Origin of the sequence: Haladaptatus paucihalophilus DX253 (assembly GCF_000376445.1) — an archaeon.
GTDB lineage: Archaea > Halobacteriota > Halobacteria > Halobacteriales > Haladaptataceae > Haladaptatus > Haladaptatus paucihalophilus.
Window position 1 is genome coordinate 458,756 of record NZ_AQXI01000002.1, and the last position, 23,375, is coordinate 482,130.

General features: G+C 61.5%; 23 protein-coding genes. 12 read left to right on the top strand and 11 right to left on the bottom strand.

The annotated features are described in order from the left end of the window. Positions 1-189 precede the first annotated feature (189 nt). The 3 genes from B208_RS0118405 (at position 190) to B208_RS0118415 (ending at position 2,623) form a co-directional block, all read left to right on the top strand. Positions 190-702, top strand: a complete 513-nt coding sequence (locus B208_RS0118405; RefSeq protein WP_007983050.1) for an MOSC domain-containing protein — start codon at positions 190-192, stop codon at positions 700-702. 78 nt (positions 703-780) lie between these two features. After that, positions 781-1,104: a tRNA-binding protein gene (locus B208_RS0118410; RefSeq protein ID WP_007983052.1), complete on the top strand. Its 324-nt coding sequence runs from the start codon at positions 781-783 to the stop codon at positions 1,102-1,104. 100 nt (positions 1,105-1,204) lie between these two features. Continuing rightward, complete coding sequence (locus B208_RS0118415) at positions 1,205-2,623, top strand: amidohydrolase (protein WP_007983054.1); 1,419 nt, start codon at positions 1,205-1,207, stop codon at positions 2,621-2,623. A gap of 446 nt (positions 2,624-3,069) precedes the next feature. Here B208_RS0118415 and B208_RS0118420 read toward each other — a convergent pair whose 3' ends face one another. After that, positions 3,070-4,596: a (R)-citramalate synthase gene (locus B208_RS0118420; RefSeq protein WP_026177941.1), complete on the bottom strand. Its 1,527-nt coding sequence runs from the start codon at positions 4,594-4,596 to the stop codon at positions 3,070-3,072. 252 nt (positions 4,597-4,848) lie between these two features. On the opposite strand from B208_RS0118420, the gene B208_RS0118425 reads away from it, so the two are divergent. The 5 genes from B208_RS0118425 to B208_RS0118445 all read left to right on the top strand — a co-directional run bounded on the left by B208_RS0118425 (position 4,849) and on the right by B208_RS0118445 (position 9,259). Next, a complete protein-coding gene (locus tag B208_RS0118425) occupies positions 4,849-5,271 on the top strand; it encodes a CBS domain-containing protein (RefSeq protein ID WP_026177942.1) in 423 nt (140 codons plus the stop codon). Between the two features lie 224 nt (positions 5,272-5,495). Further along, entirely contained in the window at positions 5,496-6,272 is a 777-nt protein-coding gene (proC, locus tag B208_RS0118430; RefSeq protein ID WP_073096650.1) for a pyrroline-5-carboxylate reductase, read from the top strand. After that, positions 6,259-7,098: a glutamate 5-kinase gene (gene proB / locus B208_RS0118435; protein ID WP_007983061.1), complete on the top strand. Its 840-nt coding sequence runs from the start codon at positions 6,259-6,261 to the stop codon at positions 7,096-7,098. The genes proC and proB overlap by 14 nt, the downstream gene beginning before the upstream one ends. Next, positions 7,091-8,422 (top strand): glutamate-5-semialdehyde dehydrogenase, encoded by a 1,332-nt coding sequence (locus B208_RS0118440; protein ID WP_007983062.1) that lies wholly within the window; start codon positions 7,091-7,093, stop codon positions 8,420-8,422. Before proB ends, B208_RS0118440 begins: the two co-directional genes overlap by 8 nt. 390 nt (positions 8,423-8,812) lie before the next feature. Continuing rightward, entirely contained in the window at positions 8,813-9,259 is a 447-nt protein-coding gene (locus tag B208_RS0118445; protein ID WP_232423865.1) for a hypothetical protein, read from the top strand. A gap of 74 nt (positions 9,260-9,333) precedes the next feature. Here the strand turns inward: B208_RS0118445 and B208_RS0118450 are convergent, their stop codons facing one another. Both B208_RS0118450 and B208_RS0118455 read right to left on the bottom strand, forming a co-directional pair. Next, positions 9,334-10,533 (bottom strand): glycoside hydrolase 5 family protein, encoded by a 1,200-nt coding sequence (locus B208_RS0118450; RefSeq protein WP_232423866.1) that lies wholly within the window; start codon positions 10,531-10,533, stop codon positions 9,334-9,336. Positions 10,534-10,666: 133 nt separating this feature from the next. Beyond that, complete coding sequence (locus B208_RS0118455; protein WP_007983065.1) at positions 10,667-12,283, bottom strand: ArnT family glycosyltransferase; 1,617 nt, start codon at positions 12,281-12,283, stop codon at positions 10,667-10,669. A 118-nt stretch (positions 12,284-12,401) separates the two neighbouring features. On the opposite strand from B208_RS0118455, the gene B208_RS0118460 reads away from it, so the two are divergent. Next, positions 12,402-13,298 (top strand): NAD-dependent epimerase/dehydratase family protein, encoded by an 897-nt coding sequence (locus tag B208_RS0118460; protein ID WP_007983066.1) that lies wholly within the window; start codon positions 12,402-12,404, stop codon positions 13,296-13,298. A gap of 186 nt (positions 13,299-13,484) precedes the next feature. Here the strand turns inward: B208_RS0118460 and B208_RS0118465 are convergent, their stop codons facing one another. The 5 genes from B208_RS0118465 to B208_RS0118485 form a co-directional block, all read right to left on the bottom strand. After that, complete coding sequence (locus tag B208_RS0118465) at positions 13,485-14,354, bottom strand: universal stress protein (RefSeq protein WP_232423867.1); 870 nt, start codon at positions 14,352-14,354, stop codon at positions 13,485-13,487. A 113-nt stretch (positions 14,355-14,467) separates the two neighbouring features. Continuing rightward, a complete protein-coding gene (locus tag B208_RS0118470; protein WP_007983068.1) occupies positions 14,468-15,361 on the bottom strand; it encodes a universal stress protein in 894 nt (297 codons plus the stop codon). 76 nt (positions 15,362-15,437) lie between these two features. Beyond that, on the bottom strand, positions 15,438-17,444 hold the full coding sequence (locus B208_RS0118475) for an alpha/beta hydrolase family protein (RefSeq protein WP_007983069.1): 2,007 nt from the start codon (positions 17,442-17,444) through the stop codon (positions 15,438-15,440). A 70-nt stretch (positions 17,445-17,514) separates the two neighbouring features. After that, positions 17,515-17,898, bottom strand: coding sequence for a winged helix-turn-helix domain-containing protein (locus B208_RS0118480; RefSeq protein WP_073096653.1), 384 nt, complete (start codon positions 17,896-17,898; stop codon positions 17,515-17,517). Positions 17,899-18,018: 120 nt separating this feature from the next. After that, positions 18,019-18,657: a DNA-binding protein gene (locus B208_RS0118485; protein ID WP_018129048.1), complete on the bottom strand. Its 639-nt coding sequence runs from the start codon at positions 18,655-18,657 to the stop codon at positions 18,019-18,021. 162 nt (positions 18,658-18,819) lie between these two features. Here B208_RS0118485 and B208_RS23075 point away from each other — a divergent pair, with 162 nt between their 5' ends. Together B208_RS23075 and B208_RS0118495 are read left to right on the top strand one after the other, a co-directional pair. After that, on the top strand, positions 18,820-18,966 hold the full coding sequence (locus B208_RS23075) for a DUF7560 family zinc ribbon protein (protein ID WP_171970527.1): 147 nt from the start codon (positions 18,820-18,822) through the stop codon (positions 18,964-18,966). A 93-nt stretch (positions 18,967-19,059) separates the two neighbouring features. Next, entirely contained in the window at positions 19,060-19,524 is a 465-nt protein-coding gene (locus tag B208_RS0118495; RefSeq protein ID WP_007983076.1) for a pyridoxamine 5'-phosphate oxidase family protein, read from the top strand. A 49-nt stretch (positions 19,525-19,573) separates the two neighbouring features. On the opposite strand, the gene B208_RS23080 is transcribed toward B208_RS0118495, so the two are convergent. The 3 genes from B208_RS23080 to B208_RS0118510 form a co-directional block, all read right to left on the bottom strand. Beyond that, positions 19,574-19,711 carry a DUF7560 family zinc ribbon protein gene (locus B208_RS23080; protein ID WP_007983078.1) on the bottom strand — a complete coding sequence of 46 codons (138 nt, stop codon included), beginning with the start codon at positions 19,709-19,711 and terminating at the stop codon, positions 19,574-19,576. An 810-nt stretch (positions 19,712-20,521) separates the two neighbouring features. Further along, positions 20,522-21,304 carry an IclR family transcriptional regulator gene (locus B208_RS0118505; RefSeq protein ID WP_007983080.1) on the bottom strand — a complete coding sequence of 261 codons (783 nt, stop codon included), beginning with the start codon at positions 21,302-21,304 and terminating at the stop codon, positions 20,522-20,524. Positions 21,305-21,382: 78 nt separating this feature from the next. Further along, positions 21,383-22,456 carry a Gfo/Idh/MocA family protein gene (locus tag B208_RS0118510; protein ID WP_007983082.1) on the bottom strand — a complete coding sequence of 358 codons (1,074 nt, stop codon included), beginning with the start codon at positions 22,454-22,456 and terminating at the stop codon, positions 21,383-21,385. Between the two features lie 143 nt (positions 22,457-22,599). Between B208_RS0118510 and B208_RS0118515 the strand changes: the two genes are divergently transcribed. Continuing rightward, complete coding sequence (locus tag B208_RS0118515) at positions 22,600-23,331, top strand: sugar phosphate isomerase/epimerase family protein (protein WP_007983083.1); 732 nt, start codon at positions 22,600-22,602, stop codon at positions 23,329-23,331. Positions 23,332-23,375 lie beyond the last annotated feature (44 nt).

The window sequence follows — 23,375 nt, forward strand, 5'->3', positions numbered from 1 at the left end:
GGGGCTGCATATTCAAGCAGGTAATTCGACGTCCCGGATTGGCTCCACGATTCTCAGCGAATATCCCGGGATTCGCTTCCACACCTCTCTTGCACGGGTGTTGGAACCGGGCGGTCGAAAGTGACGCTTCGGACATCATGTCCGAGAGAAAAACAGAGATGAGTCGTTATCCGTGTTCGAGACGAAGGGATGGATATGGCACAGATTACGGACCTCTTCATCACAGGGACCGGGTCCGAACCGATGCAGTCGGTCACGGAGGTACACGCGGTCGCCGACAGGGGACTCCGGGGCGACCGATATTTCAACGGAACGGGCTACTATTCCCCGTACGACGTCTGTCAGGTCACGTTGATAGCGAACGAAGCGATCGACGCAATCGACCGGGAGTTCGGCTTCGACCTGACGGCTGGCGAGCATCGACGCAACGTCGTCACGGAGGGCATCGACGTGCACGACCTCCTGAAACACCGCTTTCGAGTCGGTGACGCGCTGTTGGAGGGGACGAGACCGCGGCCGCCCTGTGCGCACGTTGAACAACTCAACGAACAGGAGGGCGTCGCCCGAGCGCTCAAAGACGGCCGCGGCGGGATATGTGCGGATGTAGTCGAATCCGGTCGGATCGGCGTCGGCGATTCGATTTCCGACATCGAGGCGATGGACAAGACGGCGAGCATCATCGAGCGACTCCGGTCGAAGTAGTCGGCGAACCCTCACCACGTCGGCCCGGACGGAAACGGACGGTACCACTTACTTGCGGGCGTCCGTAGTGAAGCCGGTATGACCGACAGTCCGTTCGACGCGACCATTCGCGTGGCCGAGGTGCGAGAGGCAAAAGCGTTCCCCGAAGCGGAGAAGCCCGAGATGGTCAAACTCCGGTTGGATGTGGGCGACGAATCGCTTCAATCGGCCGCACAGTTGGGGTATCACCACGATGTCGACGACCTCGTAGGGACGCAGGTGCTCTGTGCGACGAACTTGGGGTCGGTTCGGATCGCTGGGTTCGAATCGGAGGCGCTGACCGTCGGCGTCCCGGGCGACGACGGGAATCCGGTCCTCGTCACGCCCGAAAAATCGGTTCCTCCCGGGGGAACGCTCTACTGAATCGGATATCGCTTTTCCGTCAGCCCGCACCGTCGCGGAATACCGGTGAAGGCCGTGCGGGAGCCGAACGTTGATGGTCCCGGCATACGAGCGGAGAGCCATGGCGAGAGCGACCGTGTACGAAGACGTCGAGAGCGAGCGGGAACGACTGACATCGATGGCTCAGCGCATCTGGGAGACGCCCGAACTCGGCCTGCAGGAAGAGGAATCCGCGCAGGTGCTCATCGACCGGTTGATGGAGGAAGAGTTCGACGTGGAGGTCGGACTCGGCGGAATGCCGACGGCGTTCAAGGCTTCGTACGGAAGCGGCGACCCGACGGTCGGGATTCTCGGGGAGTACGACGCGCTCCCGGACCTCTCCCAGAAGGTAACGGCGGAACACGACCCCGTTGAACAAGGTGGGCCGGGTCACGGCTGTGGTCACAACCTCTTCGGCGTCGCCGGAGTCGGCGGGGCTATCGGGGTGAAGCGTGCCATCGAACGCGGCGATATCGACGGAACCATCGAATTCTACGGCTGTCCGGCGGAGGAGACGCTCGTCGGGAAGGTCTTCATGGCCCGCGATGGCGTGTTCGACGGCCTCGATGCGGCCATCACGTGGCATCCATCGACCCTCAGTACGCCCACGCTCGACCGGTCGCTCGCGCTGGACTCGATCCAGTTCACGTTCGACGGCGTTTCCGCACACGCGGCGGCGGCACCGGAATCCGGGCGCAGTGCGCTCGACGCCGTTGAACTCCTCAACACGGGCGTCGAATACATGCGGGAACACATCTCCGAGAAAGCCCGCGTCCACTACGTCATCACGGACGGCGGCGACGCCCCCAACGTGGTCCCCGCGAAAGCCACCGTGTGGTACTACGTCCGTGCACCCACGCGCTCCGAAGTCGAACAAATCAGCGACTGGCTGACGGACATCGCCGACGGCGCGGCCACGATGACGCAAACGGACGTGAACCGCCGGTTCATCACCGGCTGCTGGGACTTCCTTCCCAACCGTACCGTCACCGACGTCATCTGGGAGACCATGCAGGAAGTCGGCGAGGTCGGGTACTCCGACGACGACAGAACGTTCGCGGGCAAACTCAAGGAGACCGTCTCCGACGAACGGATCGAGGCGAGTCTCGAAGACGTGCCCGAGGAGTACGCGGCGGAGATACGCGACGCGAACCTCTACGACGTCCCGGTTCCACCGCACGCGGAGGGTGACGTCGGCGGCGGTTCGACCGACGTGGGTGACGTGAGTTGGATCACGCCGACGGGTCAGTTCCGAGCGGCGACGTGGGCGGTCGGAACGCCGGGCCACACGTGGCAGGCGACCGCGGCGAACGGCGATTTCGGGAAACAGGGGGCCGTCTACGCCGCGAAAGTGCTCGGCGGAACCGCGTACACGCTCATCGAGAATCCGTCCATCGTCGCGGAAGCGAACGAGGAGTTCGACGCGGAAACCGGTGAACAGAGCTACGAGACGCCGCTTCCGCCGGAAACCGAGCCGCCGTTCGATAACACCGCGCCGTGAGGTGAGTCGAGGTCGGTGGTTGGCGAGGCGGACGCGCCCAGGGTCTTCCTACCGCTCACACGAATATCGTCTCTCTCACAGCGGGGAACCAAAGCGCGAAATCGGTGGACTCCCCCGGTCGACGTACCGAATCAGATATCGGTAGAATCGCATCTCGTCGTCGGTCCGCGGTCTCCGTAATTCTTAGTTTGGGATGAAGGAGCGTATCGAAAGCAGACGTCGGGTGACGTCTACCTCGTGGCGTGGACGACAGGCAATCATTCCTGACAACCTTGGTTGGATGACTATACGACGACGGTTCTACGTTAGTCATTCTCTCACATAATTCTTGCTATTAGACAGACGCACTGTGTATACTACCGTCCCACCCGGGACCCGAACGGCACTCAGCTCTCGACGGACGCATTCTTTAAAAAAGAGTTCCCGTCTAGCCGCCGTACGCGGCGCTAATCGTCGGCCACAGCGGGTTCCGGATTCCCGTCGAGGAGTCGATTGAACGCATCGAGCATGACGGTGACGCTGGCGCGGGTGATGTCCGAATCGCTCGCGTTCACCGTCACCGAGTGATCGCCGTGCGATACTTCGACTTCGACGGTGACGAGCGCGTCCGTCCCCCCGGTAATCGCATCGACGTGATACGATTCGAGCGTCGCATCGATGTCGAGCGCCCGCCGGGTGGCGGTGATGGCGGCGTCGACGGGACCGCTCCCGACGCCACTCGCCACCTGCTCTTCGCCGTCGACGGCCAGTCGAACGCTCGCTGTCGGCGTCGCACCGCCGCTCGTCGCGGTGAGGTCCAGCAGTTCGACGCGCTGGTCTCGTTCGCGGCCCTGTACTTCGTCGGCGATGGCGAGCAGGTCGGTATCGGTGATACGCTTTCCGCGTTCGCCGATCTCCTTCACCTGCTCGACTATCGCGTTCAACTCGTCCTTGGTCACGTCGACGTCGTGTTCGTCGAGTGCCGCACGAACACCCGCACGTCCGGCGTGCTTTCCGAGAACGAGTCGCCGCTCGCGGCCGACGGCACTCGGCGAGTACGGTTCGTACATCGCGTCGTCTTTCAGCGTCCCGTCCGTGTGGATGCCCGACTCGTGCGTGAACGCGTTCTCGCCGATGACGGCTTTGTTCGGCGCGAGCGGAACGTCGGTCGCCGTGGCGACCGTCTGCGCGAGGTCGTACAACTTCTCGGTCGAGACGGTCTCGACGTCGTATCCGTGGTCGAGCGCCACCGCGACTTCCTCCAACGCGACGTTCCCGGCGCGTTCGCCGATGCCGTTCACGGTGGCGTGAACGAGGTCGGCCCCGGCCGCGACGCTCACCAACGCGTTCGTGAGCGCCAAGCCGAGGTCGTCGTGGGTGTGGGTGCTCGTGGGACCGAGCGGAGCCAATCGAGAGATGACGTCCGCCGTGCGGTCCGGCGTCGCGTGCCCGACCGTATCGCAGTAGCAGATGCGGTCGGCACCGGCGTCGAGGGCCGCGCGCATCAGCCGTTCGAGGAAGTCGAGGTCGGCGCGTGACCCGTCCTCGCCGAGGACTTCGACCCACAGGTCGTGGTCCTTCGCGTATTCGGTGAGACGGACCGCGGTCTCGACGACATCGTCGCGCGTCGTGCCGACTTTCCCCTCGATGTGGCGGTCGCTCGCCGGGACAACGAGATTGACACCGCCGACGCCGCAGTCGAGCGCCAAGTCGATGTCGCCCTTGATACCGCGAGCGAAACTCGTCACCGTCGCGTCGAGGCCGAGGTCGGCGACGCGCGAAATCGTTTCTCTCTCGCCCGCTCCCGTGCACGCGCTGCCCGCTTCGATGACGCCGACGCCGGTCGCATCGAGTTTTCGTGCGATTTCGGCTTTGTCCGTAGGCGTCAGTGAGATGCCGGGCGCTTGTTCGCCATCGCGGAGCGTGGTATCGAGGAACTGTACGTCAGAATCGGAAGGTGGAGTTTGTTCGGGGAAGTCCCCGAATAAATCGATCCCTGGTCATGATAGCCAGTTCAGTGTGCTACCCAGACCCATATAAGGTGAGTGAGACTGGCAGATATTGTGGTTTGTAAACGACAATGACAATCCTTGCGACATAATCGCCAGTTGTGGAATACGGTGCTTTTCGTCCGCCACCGGTGCCGAACCGGGTACCCGAGGAGTAGTCCCAAGCGGTCCAATCGTTCCGATAGTTGAAACTGTATCAGCGGCAACTTTTATCCATATTCGGAGAGAGACAACGGTATGGAAGATGTTTTGGTAGGGCGGCTCATGTCTACCACGCTTCAGACGGTAACGCCCGAAACGCTCGTGGAAGAGGCGGCACAGAAGATGCTTTCTAACGACGTGGGGTCGGTTATAGTCATCGACGACGAAAACCACCTCGAGGGTATCCTGACGACCACCGATTTCGTCAAAATCGTGGCCGAACGCCAGCCCAAGGACGAAACGCCAGTCTCCGCCTACATGACTGCCGACGTGAGTACCGCGTCGATACAGGATTCGATTCGAGAGGTCTCCGACCGCATGGTCGAAGGCGGATTCCATCACATGCCCGTGGTCGACGAGACGGAGGGCGTCATCGGAATGATTTCGACGACGGACCTCACCGGGTATCTCTCGCACGTACAAACGCCGAGCCCATCGCAAACGGATTCGGCGCAGTGAAGTAACGCGGTACGGGAATCGTCGAACAATCGCATCGTCGAACCCGCGACGACGGGGATTTCACGCTGGGATATCTGCCGCCACGGTCGTATCCCGTTCGTCGGTCCGCGGAAGGGATACGAACGGGCCGAATTCCCCTCCATTCGATAACGATTCACTCGAATGGCAGTCCCTGCCGTTACCAACGTTATTTAGTCTCCGTCCCTACGACGGGTCAGTATAGGATGGTACAGGCTAGCGTTATTGGGTGTGGAAACATGGGGGGTGCCCTCGTTCGGGGACTCTCCAGAACTGGAAACCATTCCGTGGTCGCATACGACGTGGACCCGGACGCCCTCGATGCGGTATCGGGGCACTGCTCGGAAACGACGACGGATATCGCGGTGGCGACCGAACCGGAGATCGTGTTCGTCGCGGTCAAACCCGATTTGGTCGCTGACGTCGTTACCGAACTCGACCTCTCCCCGGAACAAACGCTACTCTCTATCGCCGCGGGTGTTCCGACGACGGCGCTCGAAGCGAGAACCGACGCGACGGTCGTTCGTTTGATGCCGAATCTCGCGGCCGAGTCTGGAACGATGGCGGCGGCGGTCGCCGGGGCGGAGATCTCCGATGACGTCGCGTCGCTCCTCGAAGACCTCGGCGTCTTCGTCGAGATCGACGAAGCGCAGATGGACGTCGCAACCGCCGTCAACGGCAGCGGACCCGCGTTCGTCTTTTACCTGCTCAACGCGATGAAGTGGGCTGGCGTCGAGAGCGGCCTGCGTCCGGAGGACGCGACGGTACTCGCCGCACAGACGTTCAAAGGGGCCGCCGAGACCGTGCTCCAGTCCGATGAGAGTATCGAAGAACTGATAGACGCGGTGTGTTCACCGAAAGGAACGACGATAGCGGGGATGGAAGTCCTCCGCGACAGTTCCGTGGAAGCAACGATTGGGGAAGCAGTGGCGGCGGCGGAAAATCGCTCGAAGGAGTTGGCACCCGACTATGACGACGAATGAGGCTAGAGAAACGCGGGACCTGGAACGCGCGAGACGGAAGGCGGCGACGGCCGACCGAATAGTCATGAAGGCCGGGACGAACTCGCTGACGGACGAGACGTCGAAGCTCGACGACGAAAAGCTCGACAAACTCGTCGACGACGTGATGAAGCTCCGTGAGCACGGGCGGGAAGTGCTCTTCGTCTCATCCGGTGCCATCGGTGCCGGGAAGGGCCGGGTCGGGTATCCGAACGATACCATCGAGGAATCCCAAGCCCTGTCGACCGTCGGCCAATCCCACCTCATGCGTCGGTACACGGAGAGTTTCGAACGCTACGACCAGAAGATCGCCCAGATTTTGGTCACGCAGAACGACCTCGATAGCGCGGAACGGTTCACCAACTTCAAGAACACCATCGAAACGCTGCTGGAGTGGGGTATCGTCCCGATAATCAACGAGAACGACGCGGTGGCGACCGAGGAGATTCGAATCGGCGACAACGACATGCTCTCGTCGTCGGTGGCGGTCGGCGTGGACGCGGACCTGCTCGTCACGCTCACCGACGTCGGCGGCGTCTACACCAGCAACCCGAAGGAGAATCCCGCGGCAGAGCGCATCGAAGCGGTGGGTCACAACTACGGGGACGTACAGGAGATGGTCGACGAAAGCGCGACCGCCAAGTTCGGCGGCATCCAAACGAAGGTTGCGGGCGCACACTCGGTGAGCGAGCGTGGTATTCCGGCCATCATCGCGCGGTCCACGAAGGAGGACGTCGTAGACCGAATCGTAGACGGAAACGCGGTCGGAACGATATTCATTCCGGAAGACGGAGCCAACGATGACTGAAAAATCGACGGAAACGAAAGTGGCAGAGGCGGAGAGTGCCGCGCTGAAACTCGCGCAACTGTCGGACGACGAGCGGTCGGCGGCGCTGAACGCGATTGCCGATGCGATTATCGAGCGAAGCGACGAGATACTCGAAGCCAACGAACGGGACGTTAGCGAGGCGGAAGAACTCCTCGCGGCGGGGGAGTACAGTCAGGCCCTCGTGGACCGACTCGAACTCTCGCCGTCGAAGCTCGATAGCATCGCCGAGATGGTTCGGAGCGTCGCCGCCCAGGACGACCCGCTAGGGGAGACCCAAACGGCGCGCGAACTCGACGAGGACTTGGAGCTGTACAAGTGCACCGTTCCCATCGGCGTCATCGGAACCATCTTCGAATCGCGCCCCGACGCGCTCGTCCAAATCGCCGCCCTCGGCCTCAAGTCGGGGAACGCGGTGATACTGAAGGGCGGCAGCGAGGCGAGCCATTCGAACAGGGTGCTCTTCGAAATCATTCGGGAGGCGACGTCCGAGATGCCCGACGGGTGGTCTCAGCTCATCGAGGCGCGCGCGGACGTCGATGCGCTGCTCGACATGGACGACGCCATCGACCTCCTCATGCCGCGGGGCAGTTCGGCGTTCGTCGAATACATACAGGACAACACGAGTATCGCCGTCCTCGGCCACACGGAGGGCATCTGTCACGTCTACGTGGACGACGCGGCGGACCTCTCGATGGCGGCGGACATCGCGTACGACGCGAAGGTGCAGTATCCCGCCGTCTGTAACGCGGTGGAAACCCTACTCGTCCACGAGAGCGTGGCTGCGGAGTTCCTGCCGAAAATCGCCGAGCGGTACGTGGACGCGAACGTCGAGATGCGAGGCGACGAGGCGTCCCGTGCAATCGTCGATATGGAACAGGCGGAATCGGACGACTGGGCGACGGAGTACGGCGATTTGGTCGTCGCCGTCAAAGTCGTGGATTCGCTCGGCGAGGCCATCGACCACATCACCACGTACGGGTCGAAACACACGGAGTCGATAGTGACCGAGGACGCGGAGCGTGCGAGCCGGTTCATGCGCAGTCTCGATTCGGCGAGCGTGTTCCACAACGCTTCGACTCGGTTCAGCGACGGCTACCGGTTCGGACTCGGGGCCGAAGTCGGAATCAGTACCGGAAAGATACACGCGAGGGGACCGGTCGGCCTCGAAGGCCTGACGACCTACCAGTACTACCTCGAAGGCGACGGACAGGTCGTCGGAACCTACGCCGGCGCGGACGCCAAGTCGTTCACGCACGAGGATTTCGACGGGTCGTGGACTCCGGGGTCGCTATCCGATCGATAGCGAACCGATAGCGCCGGAATCGGAGTCGAAACGGTGATTTTTCGGGCTCTCGCTCACTGAAGCCGCATTTGTGCGGCGCGCTCGGCGCGACATCGGCATTTCGTCGCCGATGACTCTCGCGTCGGAGCGGCCGACCCTCCCCACTCTCGTCCCCGACTGTTCTCTATTTCTACAAATCTTTATACTGATAGCTGTCCTATCTATAGTTGGAGAGGCGAGGGGCGCTCACCGGGGGTACCGACGAACGACTGGTCGTCGGGTGGTAAGACGACCGCTATGAATCCGGCCGTTGCGTACGGTGCTTCCGTGAGGTCCCATCGACTTTCGTATTCCGTCGCGCGATTCCGCGACGAATTTCACGCGTTCCTACTCGGTAGGGGGGTGACACAAATGACGAATGAAAAACAAGATGTGGTGTCGGAGTACGACCGTGGCTACGACGAGGGGTACGAACGGGCATCGCGCCGAACTCGGCGGTCGAAGCGCCGTGGAACGCTGTCCATCGTCATCGGAGCGATTGGCGCTCTCTTGCTGGCGATACTGGTGGTACTGGCGCTCTTCCTGGGGGGAATTTGGCTCGGCTCGCTCGTCGCCGACCAGCCAGCGAACGCACCGATCACGCCCGTGGTTCCGGCGGGAACGGGAGTCACCGGCGACGTGACGGTGGTAGAAGGAGACACGACGGTGACGGTTGCTGGGACCGGGGTCGCGAACGTGCCGATACCCGGCAGTGGGCACATCGCTATCATCGTCGAACCGACGACGATAACGGTCCCGACGAACGGTGACGTGTCGTTGATTTCGATCCGAACGGGCGGCGTTTCCGTTCGCTGGTAACCTCTGCCCCGATTGTCGAACGACTCAAGAGGGGTAAGCGGTGTACCGTAGGTTGGTCGTCCGGTCGGCACGCATCATCTCGGATGGGGGCCGGTTCTCGGAATCGTTGATCCCTTCATCTCGGACATCCAGTCCGGGTACTCCTTGCGTTCGGTTCCGTCGTATTCCGGGTCGCCGGACATCGCTTTGATGGCGCGGGCGTCGTCGAGATTCCAGACGGCACCGTCTTCGTGAAAGAGGCCGTTCACCACGCCTTGGCGACGGAAGTGGAGTTCCGAGGCCGGCCGTAGCATGAGCGACCAGAAGAAGTTCCCGACGTTCGCTTCGTGAATGAGCGGGGCGAGCGACGAGTAGTCCGGGTAACGTGCTTCGCCAGTCACGTCCGCGAAGAACCCTTCTCCCGGTCGCACCCGCTGCCATTCGGAGAGCCACACTTGCTTACCCTGTCTGGATTTCGTGAGCGCCGCCTGTTCGAGCACTCGCCGAAACAGCGCTGGGGTCTGTGCGAAATTGTAATGGAATTGGAGAATGTCTAACCCCCAGTCGAGATAGTCGGTGTTGTTCGCGAGGCTCGTCGACCCCATGGTGAGCGGAATCGAACCTCGATAGTGCGTCATCATCTTCGCCATTCCCTCGACGAACTTCCGAGACGACCGCTTCCACCCCGGTTCGTTCGAGAGTTCGATGGCGAGCAACCGTTCGTCGTCTCGGTACTTTGTCATGAACCAGTAGATGAAGTCGCGCGGATTCCCCCAGAGTTCCTTGTCCAACATCGTTCTCGTCGATGGGGAAAACGTTTGGACGCCTGTGAGAAGGCCCGTGTCGTACAGATTCTCGAGGGTCGGCTCTTCGCCGATACTGTCGAACAGGCCGAGGAGGACTTCGATGCCGTACGAGTCGGCGGTTTCGAGAAAGTGTTCCAATCGCTCTTCGTGTGCCGTACGGTCTTCGAGCCAGAACTCGTAGCTCAACCACGTTCTGATGGCGTTCAGGTTCAGGCTGGCGGCGTACCCGAGGTCGCGCTCGATAACCGCGGGGTCGTACTCGTGCCACATCTGGTACCGGTTGAACGCCCGCGTCGGGATGTAGATGGCCCCGCGGACGTTCACCGGGTCCCGATTCGATGCCAGTTCGCGCGACGAAGCGTTTACACCCTGTGTGCGACCCGTTTCATCGGCCGACGAGACGGACCACGCGTTACAGCCAGCGAATCCGATGGAAGCGGAGGTTGCACCCACTTGGAGGAAACGACGGCGGGAAATCCGGGAATCCATTCGTAGAAGGTCGATTGTCGAGTCGTATGATAAAGACTGTGCCCGATGGTTATGATTTTATACATCGCTGAGTTGTGTTCCTCCACGTCCACGTGATAGGAGGTCGAGTAAACGTGGACGCGTACGACGCGAGTCACGTATGCGGACGAATCCGAACGACCAGCACGCCCGTATTTTCGTACGAGATTTCGTATTGATCACTTCGTTCGAGCGAACGACGCATACGGCTCGATTGTACGGTGGAAATACCCCGTACCGTGTACTGCCCTTTCGGGATATAGAGGTACGCCGGGTGACGGCCGCTCGAACGGAGCGCATCGGTCAGACAGCGAGCCGTGTCGCAATCCGAGAGACTCCGATAGGCGTCCATCTGCCGTTGATACGCCGCGGGCGTCTTCCATTCGACGCCCCACGGACCGACGAGAATCGTTCGGTCGGTGAAGTACGGGAACCACTCCGCGGCGTCACCGATGACCACGAACTCCGCATCGGATGGCGTCTCCGACTGTACCCACGACATCGCCGACGTGTCCTCGCCGTCGATAAACGACGGCATCGGGTCGTGATTCGTGACCGACTGATTCGCGACGAACATCCCACCGAGACTAACGAACAAGCAGAGGACGACCGCGGTAACGGCGATCTGCGACGTGGCAGTCCGTTCCGACCGGAAGAGACGAGCGTGAATAGCTGGCATCACGTCGGTCACCCCGAGCGTGAGAATCATGACGCCCGGTATGAATGCGAACCGTATCTCGTCCATCAGAAAGACGGAAACGCCGAACCAGAGGGGAAGGAAGTACTGTTTCCTCCGAACGAGGTAGTAGATGCCGAAGGTGAGAAGCACGTACCAGACCAAAATAACGGGGAAACCGGCGAACGGGTCGCCAAGCCGGTCGAGAAATACCATCACGCCCGCTCCGAGTCCACCGTGCGTCCCTGCCGCCGATGTGAACACGTCGATGCCGTGAGTCGAGGCCACCCGAACGAGCCACGGGCTTGCGATTAGCAGTCCACCTCCGGCGACGACGAGTCCCCGCCCGAACCCGTCGAGCGACCGGTCCTCTCGGAGGAAAAAGAGGACGTAACTGGCCGCGAAAAACATCGAATACGTCGGATGAGTAAGCACCATCAGTCCGAACAGGACGGTGCCGACGACGAGTGAACGGCGGGTCCGATAGCGAAACAGCCGGATACCGACGTACAACCCGGACAGGAGGACGAAAAACGCGGGTGCTCGAACGATTCCCCCGGCGGATAGATGCCACTGGAGAAGCATCGGCGTGACGGCAGCGATGATCGCCGCAACACCCGCCCGCTCGGACGACGGGAGGAACTCGCGGGCGAGATAGAAGTACGGAACGAAGGCGATGGACGTCACCATCGCCGGTAGCACGCGCGAGATCTGGAACGGACTCACGCCGAGGTCGAGGAGGATGGCGTTGACGTAGAACGTGAGGGGAGGATACGCGAACGGAATCCCACTTCGCGTATAGCCCATCACCCGGTCGGGAAATGCGTAGTTCCCGCTCACGATGGTTTCGGATGTTTTGAGGAAGAGTCCGGCACCGTACGCCGGATAGCGATGCGTCAGGAGATAGGCGGTGCTGACGAAGACGGCAGTCGTGAGGACGAGGACGACTTTTCGGTTCCCCCTGAACAGGGTAGTCGCAAAGAGTTCGTACGACTTTCCGAGGATGTATTCTATACTTCCCGTCCGTTCATCATCGTCGCTTTCGATATGGCTCATTGAAGAAGCGGGTTAGTGTATCGGAGAGGGCTACCGAACGGTATATGAATTGTGGCCACTCACCGGAGGAGCGACACCCGGCGAGTATTTTTACGGCAGGAGCGAGAACGGCGGGTCTGTGACCAAGACAATCGTCGTCACCGGCGGAAACGGCCGGGTCGGGCGTGGCGTGCTGGCGTACCTGAACGAGGAGGGATATCGAACCGTGAACCTCTCGCGTGGCAAGCGCGACGAGAACCACTCGGACGTCTATCTGCGGACCGACTTAGTGGATGCGGGGGAGGTCTACAGTTCGCTCGGGAAGAGTGACGCCGATGCGGTCGTGCACTTGGGCACGATTCCGACACCGGACGAAACGCCCGGATACCGAACCTACGAGAGTAACGCCATGTCCAGCTATCACGTTCTCGAGGCCGCGGGTGCGTTGGGAATCGAGACGGTGGTACTGGCATCGAGTTTCAGTGCTATCGGAGGCGGATTCGAGCCCGAGGGAATCACCGTCGATTATCTTCCGCTGGACGAACACCACCGCCTGACGCCATCGAACCCCTACGGATTGGGAAAACAGACGGCCGAAATCGCGGCCGACGGGTTCGCCCGTCGCGTCGATGACCGACCTCGGACGATTATCTCCCTGCGGTTCCCGTGGGTGGTCGACGATAGTCTCGCCCGCGAGACTATCGTCGAGGCCGACCGAACTCTCGACGGAATGCGAAACTCCGACAACTTTCACACCCAGCGAAACACGCTGTTCACGTACGTTCACATGTCGGATGCGGTCCAACTCGTCCGTCTGGCCGTCGAGGCGAGCGTTCGAGGCCACGAACGCGTCTGGGTGTCTGCGCCCGATACCAGCGCCGAGACGCCCACTCGTGAACTCATCGAGGACGTTTTCCCCGACGTCGAGGTTCGTGATGCACTCGGCGATGACGACTACTCGTCGCTGGTCGATACCGGGAAGGCAGACGACCTGTTCGGCTGGGAACCCGAATGGAGTTGGCGACAAATCGAGTGATGCGGGTGTGAACATCTACTCTTTGCCGTCCGTTCCGACTGTACTCTCCAGTTGACCTCCGAAGGGTGACAACAACGCCCCCGCGAGAGCGAACGCCATCGACGCAAAACGAACCGCGGCGTCCGTCTTGGAGCGATTCGTGCCGAGCTACCGAGTTCTCTACTCACGAAGCATAGTCGCCGTTGCTTACTCCTCCTCGCTCAGGTCCCGAACCGTCAGTACCGGCGTCGTGGCTCGTCCCAGAACCGTTTCGGCGACGCTCCCCATCACGAACCGGTCGATGCCGGAGCGGCCGTGCGTCCCGAGGACTACGAGGTCGATATCGCGGTCGTCCGCGTAGTCGAGAATTCGGTCCGCGGGGTGACCGTGAAGAACGTCACTGGTAGTCGCAACGCCGGTGTTCGAAATCCGAGCGACCACATCCGTGCACGCCTGCTCAGCTTGCTGGGCCATGAGTTCACGTCCCGACCCCTCGCGCATCAGTCGTGAATCGACGACCGAGACGACGTGTACGGTCGCATCGTACGCGGCGGCAAGCTCGCTGCAGTGGGAAATCGCCCGACGTGACCCTCGCGTTCCGTCGGTTGCGAGGAGGACATCCGTATACTCCGTCGCCGGAGCGGTTTCGACCGCTCGAACCGTCAGTACCGGTACCTTCGAAAGACGGACCACCTTCTTCGCGGTACTCCCAACGAGCCGGGCCTTGGAGCTTCCGGCACCCTCGGTTCCCATCGCTACGAGGTCGATGTCGTGCGCGTCGGTGTATTCTATGATCGACAGGAACGGGAGGCCCGTCGCAACCGTTTCCGTCACGTCGAGACCACGTTCGCGCGCCCGCTCTGCGACCGAAGCGGTCGCGTCCCGCCCCTCTTCGTTCAGCTTGGCTTCGAGCGGTTCGACCCGCTGTTCGGCCCGTGACCCGGAGAGATACGGCAAATCGACGACGTACAGCGCATGTACCGTCGCGTCGCACGCGGCGGCGAGCTGGATGCCGTGTGTGATCGCTGGCTTCGTCCCGTCTTTGCCATCTGTTGGAATGAGAATCGAGTCGTACATCGAACCCCCACGAAGCGTTCGTCTCGAAGCGACTTCAATCGCGTTCCCGATTCCGTGGGTGTACTCTCCGGTGAGTGCACTCCCTTCAAAAACGAGCTCCGTCGCGTCGTGGCTCACGAACTCCGTTTCACCACGACGACCGGAACGTCGACCGTTCGGAGCAGGGTCGAGGTGACGCTCCCCAGAAACTGTCGTCCGACGTTCGACCGGCCGTGGGACGCCATGACGACGAGTTCGATGTCGTTTTCCTCGACGTATTCCTGGATGCCCGCGGCGGCACCCTCGAAGGACGTCGTGCGTTCGACGGCGGTTTCCACCGGTCTCGAAACGCCTTCTTCGACCTCACTTGCGACCTCGTCCACCGCGGTTTGTCCCCTCTCGCCGAGTCGTTCGATAAATTCGGTTTCCAGGCCGCCCGCGTCGAACGCTCCCCCGGCCACCTGTAGGTCCACGACGTTCAGGACGTGAACGGCCGAATCGTACCTCCGAGCGATTTCGATTCCGTGCGGGACCGCGGCGTCGGCGTTTTCGCTCCCGTCCGTCGGGATGAGGAGGCGTGCGTAGTCGGTCGCTTTTGCCGTCTGCTTCACATCCTTGGGGACGACGAACACGGGCATTGTACTTCGATGGAGGAGTTGCTCGGTGACGCCGCCGAGGAGTTGTTTTTCTACCCCAGTCATCCCCTGGCGACCGACGACGAGGAGGTCCGCGTCCCGTTCGGCGGCGAACTCGCTGATTTGGACGGCGGGCTTGCCCTCCCGAAGCGCCGTCGTCACCGACTGCCCGTGTTCCGAAGCGGTGTCCTCGATGTCCCCGAGAATTCGCTCCCCGCGCTCTCGAAGCCGTTCCGCTTCGTCGGCGCTCGTCGTGAGCCCGAGCGCTTTCCGTTCGACGACGTGGAGGACGTCAACGGTCGCGTCGAACTCCCCCGCGAATGCGAGACCGCGCCGCGCCGCCCGGTCCGCCTCGTCGCTTCCATCGACGGCGATCACGATGTGAGAGTACATTGTCCTACGGTGAGATTCGCTGTCCTCCCCCTTCACCGTTTGCCGGTGTGCCGTCGCCCGCGTCCATCGTCGGCGGTCATCGGTCGGCTGTTTTCCGTTCGCCGATTTCCCGCTCGACGCGCACCTCTCGCCGGTCGAGCGCCGCGAGCACGTGGGGGACGTCACGGTCGCCAACGACGTCGAACGCGGTGAGTTGTGGACGGAACGGGGCCTCCCGACGGGTCGCCAACTCGAAGAAACTGGGACCGAGCGACCGGAGCGTGACCCGGTCCACGTTCCGGGCGATGCCCGCGGCGTACAGGGCGTGATACGCGCCGATTCCCTCGCCGACGAACGAGACGCGCTCGGCGTCGGTTTCCGAGCGGAGGAACGACCCGGCGCGGAACACGTCGAAGACGCGCATTTCGAGGAGCGACGACCCCAATAGCAACGCGTCGTTCGCCAGTTTGAATTCGGTGCCGTACATGCCGTCGTGGTGGTCGGCCCAGTTCGGCACCGGGATATTTCGGTTCCGCACCGCGCCGACGCCGCGCGGGTCGAAGACGAACGCCGCCCCGTGCTCGCGCGCGAGCGACGCGACGTCTTCGCTCCGCTCCGGGAGTTCGTCCGTCCCGCGTTCGTACAGGACCACGGCGGGGGATTCGGCGGCCGATTCGGGGTCCGTGACCAACACGCCCGTACAAACGATGTCCGGGTCCCGTTCGGTTTTGAACCAGACGCGTTCGACCCGCACCCCGTCCGATTCGGTTCGACTGATGAAGCGCGGGAACAGTTCACAGCTCTCCCGGTCGGCGACGAACGTCTCGGTGAGCGTCCGTCGCAATCGCTCGGCGTACCCGCAGTCGGAATCGACGGTAGGTTTCGTCCCCGCATCCGGATACGTCTTCGTGACGTACTCCCGGATGAGGTCGTCTATCGTCCGTTCGTTCGCGTACGCGTCGCGGACGCTCCCACGAGATGTACAGTGGAGTTCGGCTTCGTCGAGGGTCGGTAGCTCGTCGTGTGGTTCGTACTCGGTGTCGCCGAGTCGTTCACATAGCCACTCGAACACCTCGTCTCCGAGTTCGTACACGGAACAGTGTCCGGTATCGCTGACGACGAGGTTCACCCGTTCCCCGGCGTCGTAGATATCGTAGAGACGCCGGACGGAGGCGATCGTCTCGTGGACGCCTTCGATAGGAAAGTACCGGTCGGACGCCGCCGCGCCGATGCAGACCGGCCGGGGTGCCATCGCGGCCACGAGGTCGGCGTCGTCGATTCCCTCGGCGACGCTGCCGGTAATCGCCTGTTCGGCGTGGGTTCGTCCCCCCGTTTTCAGCCGCTCGTAGCGGTGCGAAATCGAACAGCAGGGGACGGCGACGTCGATTCGCTCGTCCAGAAGCGAGAGGTACAAGGTCTGTATGCCTCCGCCAGAGGTGCCCGCGACGCCGAGTCGGTCGTCGTCCACGTCGTCGCGACTGTGGAGGTAATCGAGCGCACATCGGTCGTCGTTTATCATGTATCGCGCGAGGTTCGCCCCCGCGTAGAAGCACTTCTGGCCCGCGTAGCTGTGGGGAAACGTCCCGCCGCCGCCGCTCACGGCCGTTCCCTCTATCTCCACGTCGCGGTACTGCTTGCGTTCCCCCTGTCCTATCGGGTCGATGATGAGGACGACGAACCCGTGTAGCGCCAGTTCGATACACGCCTTCTGGTTCAACGGGTCGGATTTCGGCGGCTCGGCGTGGCCGCAGAGAAAGAGAATTCCCGGATGCGGCCCGTCGCCGTCGGGGACGTAACAGTTCGCGGTCACGTGGAAGTCGGGACGACTTTTGAAGGTGAGCAGTTCGACCGAGTACCCGTCTCCCCGACGGCGGCCGGTCGTCTCGACCGACAGGTCGTCGGGTCGCTCTGGGACGCCGCCGATACGCGAACGGAGCGTCGAGCGCACGCGCTCGCGGTGTGCTTCGAAGTCCTCTCGTGAATCGACGGCGGCCGTTCGGCCCCGTCCCTTCGAGCGGAGGTCGTCCGCACGCTGCAGTAAATACCGGGAGAGCTGGTTTTCGACGTCGAAATACCCGTCCACGGCGTCGCCGAATCCGTCCATACTACCCGTCGGTAATCAGTCAGTACACAATAAGGATTTCCCGTCCGCCCGTCATCGGCGTGTTCGAGAACTAGTTCGGGGGTGCGGAGTACGAAATCGTGACCGAGAGTCCGTCGGTGGCGTTGACCGACATCATCACGTCGGAGACGCGCGTGTAGTATTCGCTAGTGTGTTTCCCGGTCCGTCGAATACTGATGGTTTCCTCCAGCAGTCCGGCGTCGGTGAGGCAGTCGAGTTTCCGATACGTGGACGAGAGGGGGATGTCACAGAGTTCGGAAATTTCCTTCGTCGACAGAACCTCCTCGCCGGTCACGTCGAGGATGGCACGGCAGTCGGCGTCGTTTATCGTATCGAGAATCGCCTGTACCTCGGCGGCATCGGTGACGACCGTCGAATCGGTTGCGTATCCCTGTCGTACCTGCGTTCCGACCGCCGCCATAGATGATTGGCTCATATACTATTGGATGGCCGCTATCGAAACCAGTCTGCACCACTCATATCGGGGGTAGTTTATATACTCCTGCCGAATATCGGTGCGAGACGGTTCGAGAAGCGAACCGAACGGCACACCGTGTCACAGCACGTCTTCGAAAATCTTCGACTGTGCCGCGACCAGATGTTCGGTAAACGTCGATTGGGTGATACCGAGTTCCGCCGCGATTTCCGTCGCGTTCGCCCGTTTCGGTCGCTCGAAATACCCCTTCTCGTAGGCGGCTTGTAACACCTCCAGCTGTCTGTCCGTGAGTTTCCCTCGGTTTACGAACACCCGCTCTTCCGGCGTTCCTTCCAGCGGCGGTTGGAGTAACTGCTGCACGTCGACCGACGTGTACCGCTCCCGGAACTCCGCCATCACGTCCTGTAGCTGGCGGAAATCCTCCGCGTGGAACACGAGCGTCAGTACACCCTCCGCTGCGGTGTATCGGTGGACGGGACAGCCGAACTGACCGAGACACTCGCACGGACAGCACACGTCTCCATCGTGCGCGATTCGATACAGGTTCGATGACCCGTACGAGAACACTGGCTCCCTGTCTACGTCGTCCGGGAGGTCGTCCACAGCGGCGAAAAACTCGGTGACGCTCCCCGTCGAATTCGGTAGGGCGACGCTCGACGAGACGTGATTGATAGTCGTGTCCGCTGTCTCCGAGAACTGGGCGAGCGGACACTCACCCGGAGAATCGAATTTCACCGTCGCTCGTATCCCGGACGCCATCGTACCACTCCTGTCTTTCCCTCCGCGCACCTTTAGCGTACTGGTGGTGACGCACGCAGGAACCCCTGCCGTCCGTCGGCGTGGCGGTTCGACGGGTGTGTTCTCACGCCCTTGGAAATAGAGGACGTCATTTATCCCCAAACGACGTACTACAAACTAACGATGAGCAGGACCGAGAACTACACCTTCGTCTGTCCGGAGTGCGCTAGGTCAACCACGGTCGACTCCGCTATGAAGGACGCCCTTCTCGACCACGGATGCGCGGTCTGTGGGAGCGTCGTCTCGTCCGACGTGTTCACGCCCGTCTGAGCCGTTGGCCAGCACGTACCGATTGTGGTAGGGGTGGCCTATCGCAGTGGGAATAGTTTAAGGCAGAACGCGCGGTCGGTAAACGTACTGACCATGACACTCGCCCACGAAACTGAGATGACGGAGTCGGAAATCGACGATTTCCTCGGTGAGCACGAGACTGGCGTCTTATCTCTCGCTCAGGGCGAACAGCCGTATTCGATTCCCATCTCGTATGGGTACGACGCCAGTGAACGGACGTTCTTCATGCGACTCGTTTCGACGCCAGAGAGCGAGAAGCGACGCTTCCTCGCGTCCTCACCGCATGCCCGCCTCGTCGTGTACGATGAGACGGGCGACAAAACGACGTACAGAAGCGCCGTCGCCGTCGGACTGCTCGAAGAGATTCCCCCCGAAGAACTGACCGTCGAACACATCGAACAGTACGGTGCGGCAAAGCGTCCCCTCTTCGAAATCTGGGGCAAGTCGAAACAGAACCTCGACATCCAACTCTACGAATTCGAACCGACCACGTTGAGCGGCCGTCGAACGGAAATCGACCGCGAAGAGAACGAATAACGACCGTCGGGACCGAGAGCGTCGAAAAGACGAGCGAACGGTCGGGTTCCTAACACGGAGCGAAATTGTCCGGACTGACGGTCGCCCCACACACGGGACACCCGTGCGTGAGGGTCGCCTCGCGCATCGGCCCGTTGATTTCGATCTGTTGCCCACACTCCGAGCAGGTGAATTCGTATTCGTTCATTGGGTATCGGTTCCTTCGTTGTGGAGACAGTTGCTAGTGATGCAATGTATCCGCCCTTATATAGATAGTTGCTAGCGCCGGAGTAATGAGTTTCCCCTCGACATATGGGGGAGTTTAAACGGGGAGGGGGCGACCGACTTTGCGGCGCATGATACACTCTATTCCACTATATGAATATCGAGTGTCATTCAGAGATATGTGGGAAGGAATATCCATTTACACATACTAGTCAGAATTAAGTATATTTTATGGTGAGGGGCACTTAACGGGTCAATTGAGCGGTGATAAACTCGTTTAGAAATCATTGTCTGACTACCTTTCCAGACATCTATATTATTATTGGGTGAATTTTAGAACGAACGAAGATCCGTCAGTTTATTTTTCCCGTACCCAATCGTGTTGGTTCTAACCCGGCAACTCTCAGCGCCCCTCCGAGTACCCGGCTGCGCTCCGCGGCGGCTGTATCCGTCGCGTTCCCTTCCCAGTAGAAGCCGCCGTGCTCGCGGTCGAGACAGCGGGGTACCAGAAATCGAGAACGGTACCGGTCATGATTCGTCGCAACTCGGGTAGAGATGCCTCTGCCAACGAGGTAAACTACCCGCTCGTACGAGAGGTAGCTCTCGATGAAAGTATATAAATCCTTCCCGTCGCTCGGGCGATTCCGACGCTCGAAGCGATTGCCGATAATCACAGTCTACCGCGTCGTGTTTCCGTGGTTCGCTTGCGACCGAACTGGTGACCTACACGGCGGCAAAAGTCATTTGAATGGCAAGCAACAGTCGAATCCCGTTTTCGGCTTCAGTTACGGAACTACTCCATCCAGTCGAGGTACGTCGTGTTGACCTCGATGACGCCCGCGACGTTCCGAATCTCCTGTGGGATGTCCTCGGAGAAGGTCTCGTCGTCGATTCGGTCCACGGGACCGCTGACGCTGATCGCGCCGAGGAGCTCGTCCATCTCGGTCACCAGCGCGGTTGCGACGCAGCGGACCCCCTCGAACTGCTCTTCGTCGTCGAAGGCGATGCCACGGGACCGGATATCGTCTATTTCTGCGCGGAGCGAGGATTCATCGACGATAGTGTTGTCCGTGTGTCTGGGTAATGCTCCCCATTCGAGGGCGTCGTCGATACGCTCGTCGTCCATCGCCGCGAGCATCGCCTTTCCGGCGGCCGTGCTATGGAGGTCCTCTTGGGTCCCGAGGTGGGTTCGTATCCCCGAGCGGTCGTGATGAGTGGACTGGTAGAGCGTGACTCCGTAACCGCCCCGTTCGACGACCAGACGGGCCGTTTCGTCCGTCGTCTTCGCGAGTCTATCGACCCCTTCCTTGCCGATTTGAAAGACCTTCTCCCGCTCGCGCACTTCCCCGCCATACGTCAGGGGCCGAAGACCGAGTTGATACTTCCCGTTGCATCGCTCGACGAAATCGTGTTCGAGGAGCGTCGCGAGGTAGTGGTGTATCGACCCCTTCGAGAGTCCCACGTCGTCGCTCAGTTCGGTAACGCCCATCGGCTCGTTCGCTTCCAGCGCCTCCAGAATCCGAAACGCGTTCCCCACCGATTTGATGGTCTTGCTCCCGTGACCGTTTCGCGCCATGACCTTACCTGTATCCCGTCGATATATGAATGTATCCCTCAATTTGATGGTGTCAAACACCGTCCGTCACTCCGTCCGTCACTCGTTGTCGGCGTAGATGCGCTCGACGAGGCGTTGGACGGCGAGCGCTTGCTCGACCGTGTTGATGTCCGGTGTGTCGTTCGCCGCAACGGCGTCGAGGAACGCCCGTATCTGCTCCCGGTACGGGTTGTTCCGGTTCGCGGTGACGGACGTGTCGAGGTAGTGGTCCACACCCCCGCTCCGGGTCTCGAAGAATTCGAGCGTCTGGTCCACCTCGCCGTCCGTGTTGGGGATGTCCGTGATGTCCAAGAGCGCCCCGGCCTCCGTGCCGTGGATTTGATACGCGTGTACGGAATCGGCGTTGACCGCCCACGCGGTTTCCATCGTCGCCGTCCTGTCGCCTTCGAACTCCAGGAACGCCGACGCCGAATCTTCCACGTCGAACATGTTTGCGTCGTCGTCCTCGCCCCACATGTCGAGGTACGCGTAGGACTCCTGATTGCCGAAATCTCGTCGCGTGGTCGAAGCGACGTCGGCCACGGTCGGTTCGTCGAGGAAGTAAAAGAGCAGGTCTATCACGTGGATACCGATATCGATGAGCGCGCCGCCGCCCGCCAGTTCCTTCGAGGTGTACCACGACCCGCGGCCGGGGACGCCGCGGCGGCGCATGTACGCCGACTGAACGTGCGTTATCTCCCCGAAAAATCCCCTGTCGATGTACCATTTGAGTATCTTGCAGACGTTCAGAAATCGGCTCTGAAAGCCGACCATGCAGGTTTGGCCCGTCTCGGCCGCGGTGTCAGCGATGCGTTCCGCGGACGCCAACGTGTGGGCTAACGGTTTCTCCATGAACACGTCGATACCCCGCTTCATCGCGGCCGTCGCGACCGGTTCGTGGAACTTGTTCGGCGTGGTGATGACGACGGCGTTCAGGTCCTCCTCGAACAGTTCGGTCGGACTCTCGAAGTGGGCACTCCCGAACCGCCGCTCGAACCGATTTCGAGCGTCCGGACTCGCGTCCGAACCGTACACTCGCTGGTCGAAATCGACGAGCGTCTGTGCACGGTTCAACCCGTGCGTTCCGAGACCGACGACCCCGACGTCGAGCGTTTGGTCGTTACGCATGCCCATGGCTCTGGCGGCAACGATATTCAGTTTTCCCTGTCGCCTCCGCCGAGACCGACCGCTATCCGACGGCCGACCCGACGGTGTGCGTTTCGATACGATTTCCGAGAAAGCAACTGTTTTCACCCGCCCGTTCGAGTGGTACGAGTATGGCACGACCAGCCGTGCAATTGTACTCGCTCCGTACCGTAGACGAACCCCTCGCGAAACTGATTACCCGTGCGGGGGACGCCGGATTCGAGGGCGTCGAATTCGCGAACCGAATCACCGACACCGACGCCGACGCCGTGAAAGCGGCGCTCGACGACGGCGGAATCGAATCCGTCGCCGCGCACGTCGGTATCGACGAACTGGAGGACGACCTCGACGAGACGGTCTCGTTCTATCGCTCGTTCGGCTGTGACCGGCTCGTCGTTCCGTGGCTCGACCCGGAGCACTTCGAGAGCGAAGCGGCCATCGACGAAACCGCGGAGCGACTCACGTCGCTCGCGCGGGCGGTCGCGGAACACGACGTCGAACTGGGCTACCACAACCACGACCACGAGTTCGAGACGGTCGGAGGCCGCCCCGCGTTCGAACGGTTCGCGGAGGCGTCCGGGGACGCGCTCGAACTCGAAGTTGACCTCGGCTGGGCGACGGCGGCGGGCGCGGACCCGACGGCGTTCCTCGAACGCTGGAGCGACAGGATTCCGCTCGTTCACGTCTCCGACGCCGACGAGACGCGCTCGCCGACGGAGGTCGGGGACGGCGTGCTGGACGTCCCGGCCTGTGCGAGCGCCGTCCGCGATGCCGGTGTCGAGTGGGCGATTTACGAACACGACGAACCCGAAGCTCCGTTGGAATCGCTCTCCCACGGAGGCGGCGTTTTGGGACGGTTCTAACGACCGGCGAAAAAGGCCCCGAATTCACGTTTTCCCGTTGCTCC

Coding starts and splice junctions, on each gene's coding strand:
- B208_RS0118405 (WP_007983050.1), top strand. CDS start 190: ATGGATATGGCACAGATTACGGACCTCTTCATCACAGGGACCGGGTCC.
- B208_RS0118410 (WP_007983052.1), top strand. CDS start 781: ATGACCGACAGTCCGTTCGACGCGACCATTCGCGTGGCCGAGGTGCGA.
- B208_RS0118415 (WP_007983054.1), top strand. CDS start 1,205: ATGGCGAGAGCGACCGTGTACGAAGACGTCGAGAGCGAGCGGGAACGA.
- B208_RS0118425 (WP_026177942.1), top strand. CDS start 4,849: ATGGAAGATGTTTTGGTAGGGCGGCTCATGTCTACCACGCTTCAGACG.
- proC (WP_073096650.1), top strand. CDS start 5,496: ATGGTACAGGCTAGCGTTATTGGGTGTGGAAACATGGGGGGTGCCCTC.
- proB (WP_007983061.1), top strand. CDS start 6,259: ATGACGACGAATGAGGCTAGAGAAACGCGGGACCTGGAACGCGCGAGA.
- B208_RS0118440 (WP_007983062.1), top strand. CDS start 7,091: ATGACTGAAAAATCGACGGAAACGAAAGTGGCAGAGGCGGAGAGTGCC.
- B208_RS0118445 (WP_232423865.1), top strand. CDS start 8,813: ATGACGAATGAAAAACAAGATGTGGTGTCGGAGTACGACCGTGGCTAC.
- B208_RS0118450 (WP_232423866.1), bottom strand. CDS start 10,533: ATGGATTCCCGGATTTCCCGCCGTCGTTTCCTCCAAGTGGGTGCAACC.
- B208_RS0118455 (WP_007983065.1), bottom strand. CDS start 12,283: ATGAGCCATATCGAAAGCGACGATGATGAACGGACGGGAAGTATAGAA.
- B208_RS0118465 (WP_232423867.1), bottom strand. CDS start 14,354: ATGTACGACTCGATTCTCATTCCAACAGATGGCAAAGACGGGACGAAG.
- B208_RS0118470 (WP_007983068.1), bottom strand. CDS start 15,361: ATGTACTCTCACATCGTGATCGCCGTCGATGGAAGCGACGAGGCGGAC.
- B208_RS0118475 (WP_007983069.1), bottom strand. CDS start 17,444: ATGGACGGATTCGGCGACGCCGTGGACGGGTATTTCGACGTCGAAAAC.
- B208_RS0118480 (WP_073096653.1), bottom strand. CDS start 17,898: ATGAGCCAATCATCTATGGCGGCGGTCGGAACGCAGGTACGACAGGGA.
- B208_RS0118485 (WP_018129048.1), bottom strand. CDS start 18,657: ATGGCGTCCGGGATACGAGCGACGGTGAAATTCGATTCTCCGGGTGAG.
- B208_RS23075 (WP_171970527.1), top strand. CDS start 18,820: ATGAGCAGGACCGAGAACTACACCTTCGTCTGTCCGGAGTGCGCTAGG.
- B208_RS0118495 (WP_007983076.1), top strand. CDS start 19,060: ATGACACTCGCCCACGAAACTGAGATGACGGAGTCGGAAATCGACGAT.
- B208_RS23080 (WP_007983078.1), bottom strand. CDS start 19,711: ATGAACGAATACGAATTCACCTGCTCGGAGTGTGGGCAACAGATCGAA.
- B208_RS0118505 (WP_007983080.1), bottom strand. CDS start 21,304: ATGGCGCGAAACGGTCACGGGAGCAAGACCATCAAATCGGTGGGGAAC.
- B208_RS0118510 (WP_007983082.1), bottom strand. CDS start 22,456: ATGGGCATGCGTAACGACCAAACGCTCGACGTCGGGGTCGTCGGTCTC.
- B208_RS0118515 (WP_007983083.1), top strand. CDS start 22,600: ATGGCACGACCAGCCGTGCAATTGTACTCGCTCCGTACCGTAGACGAA.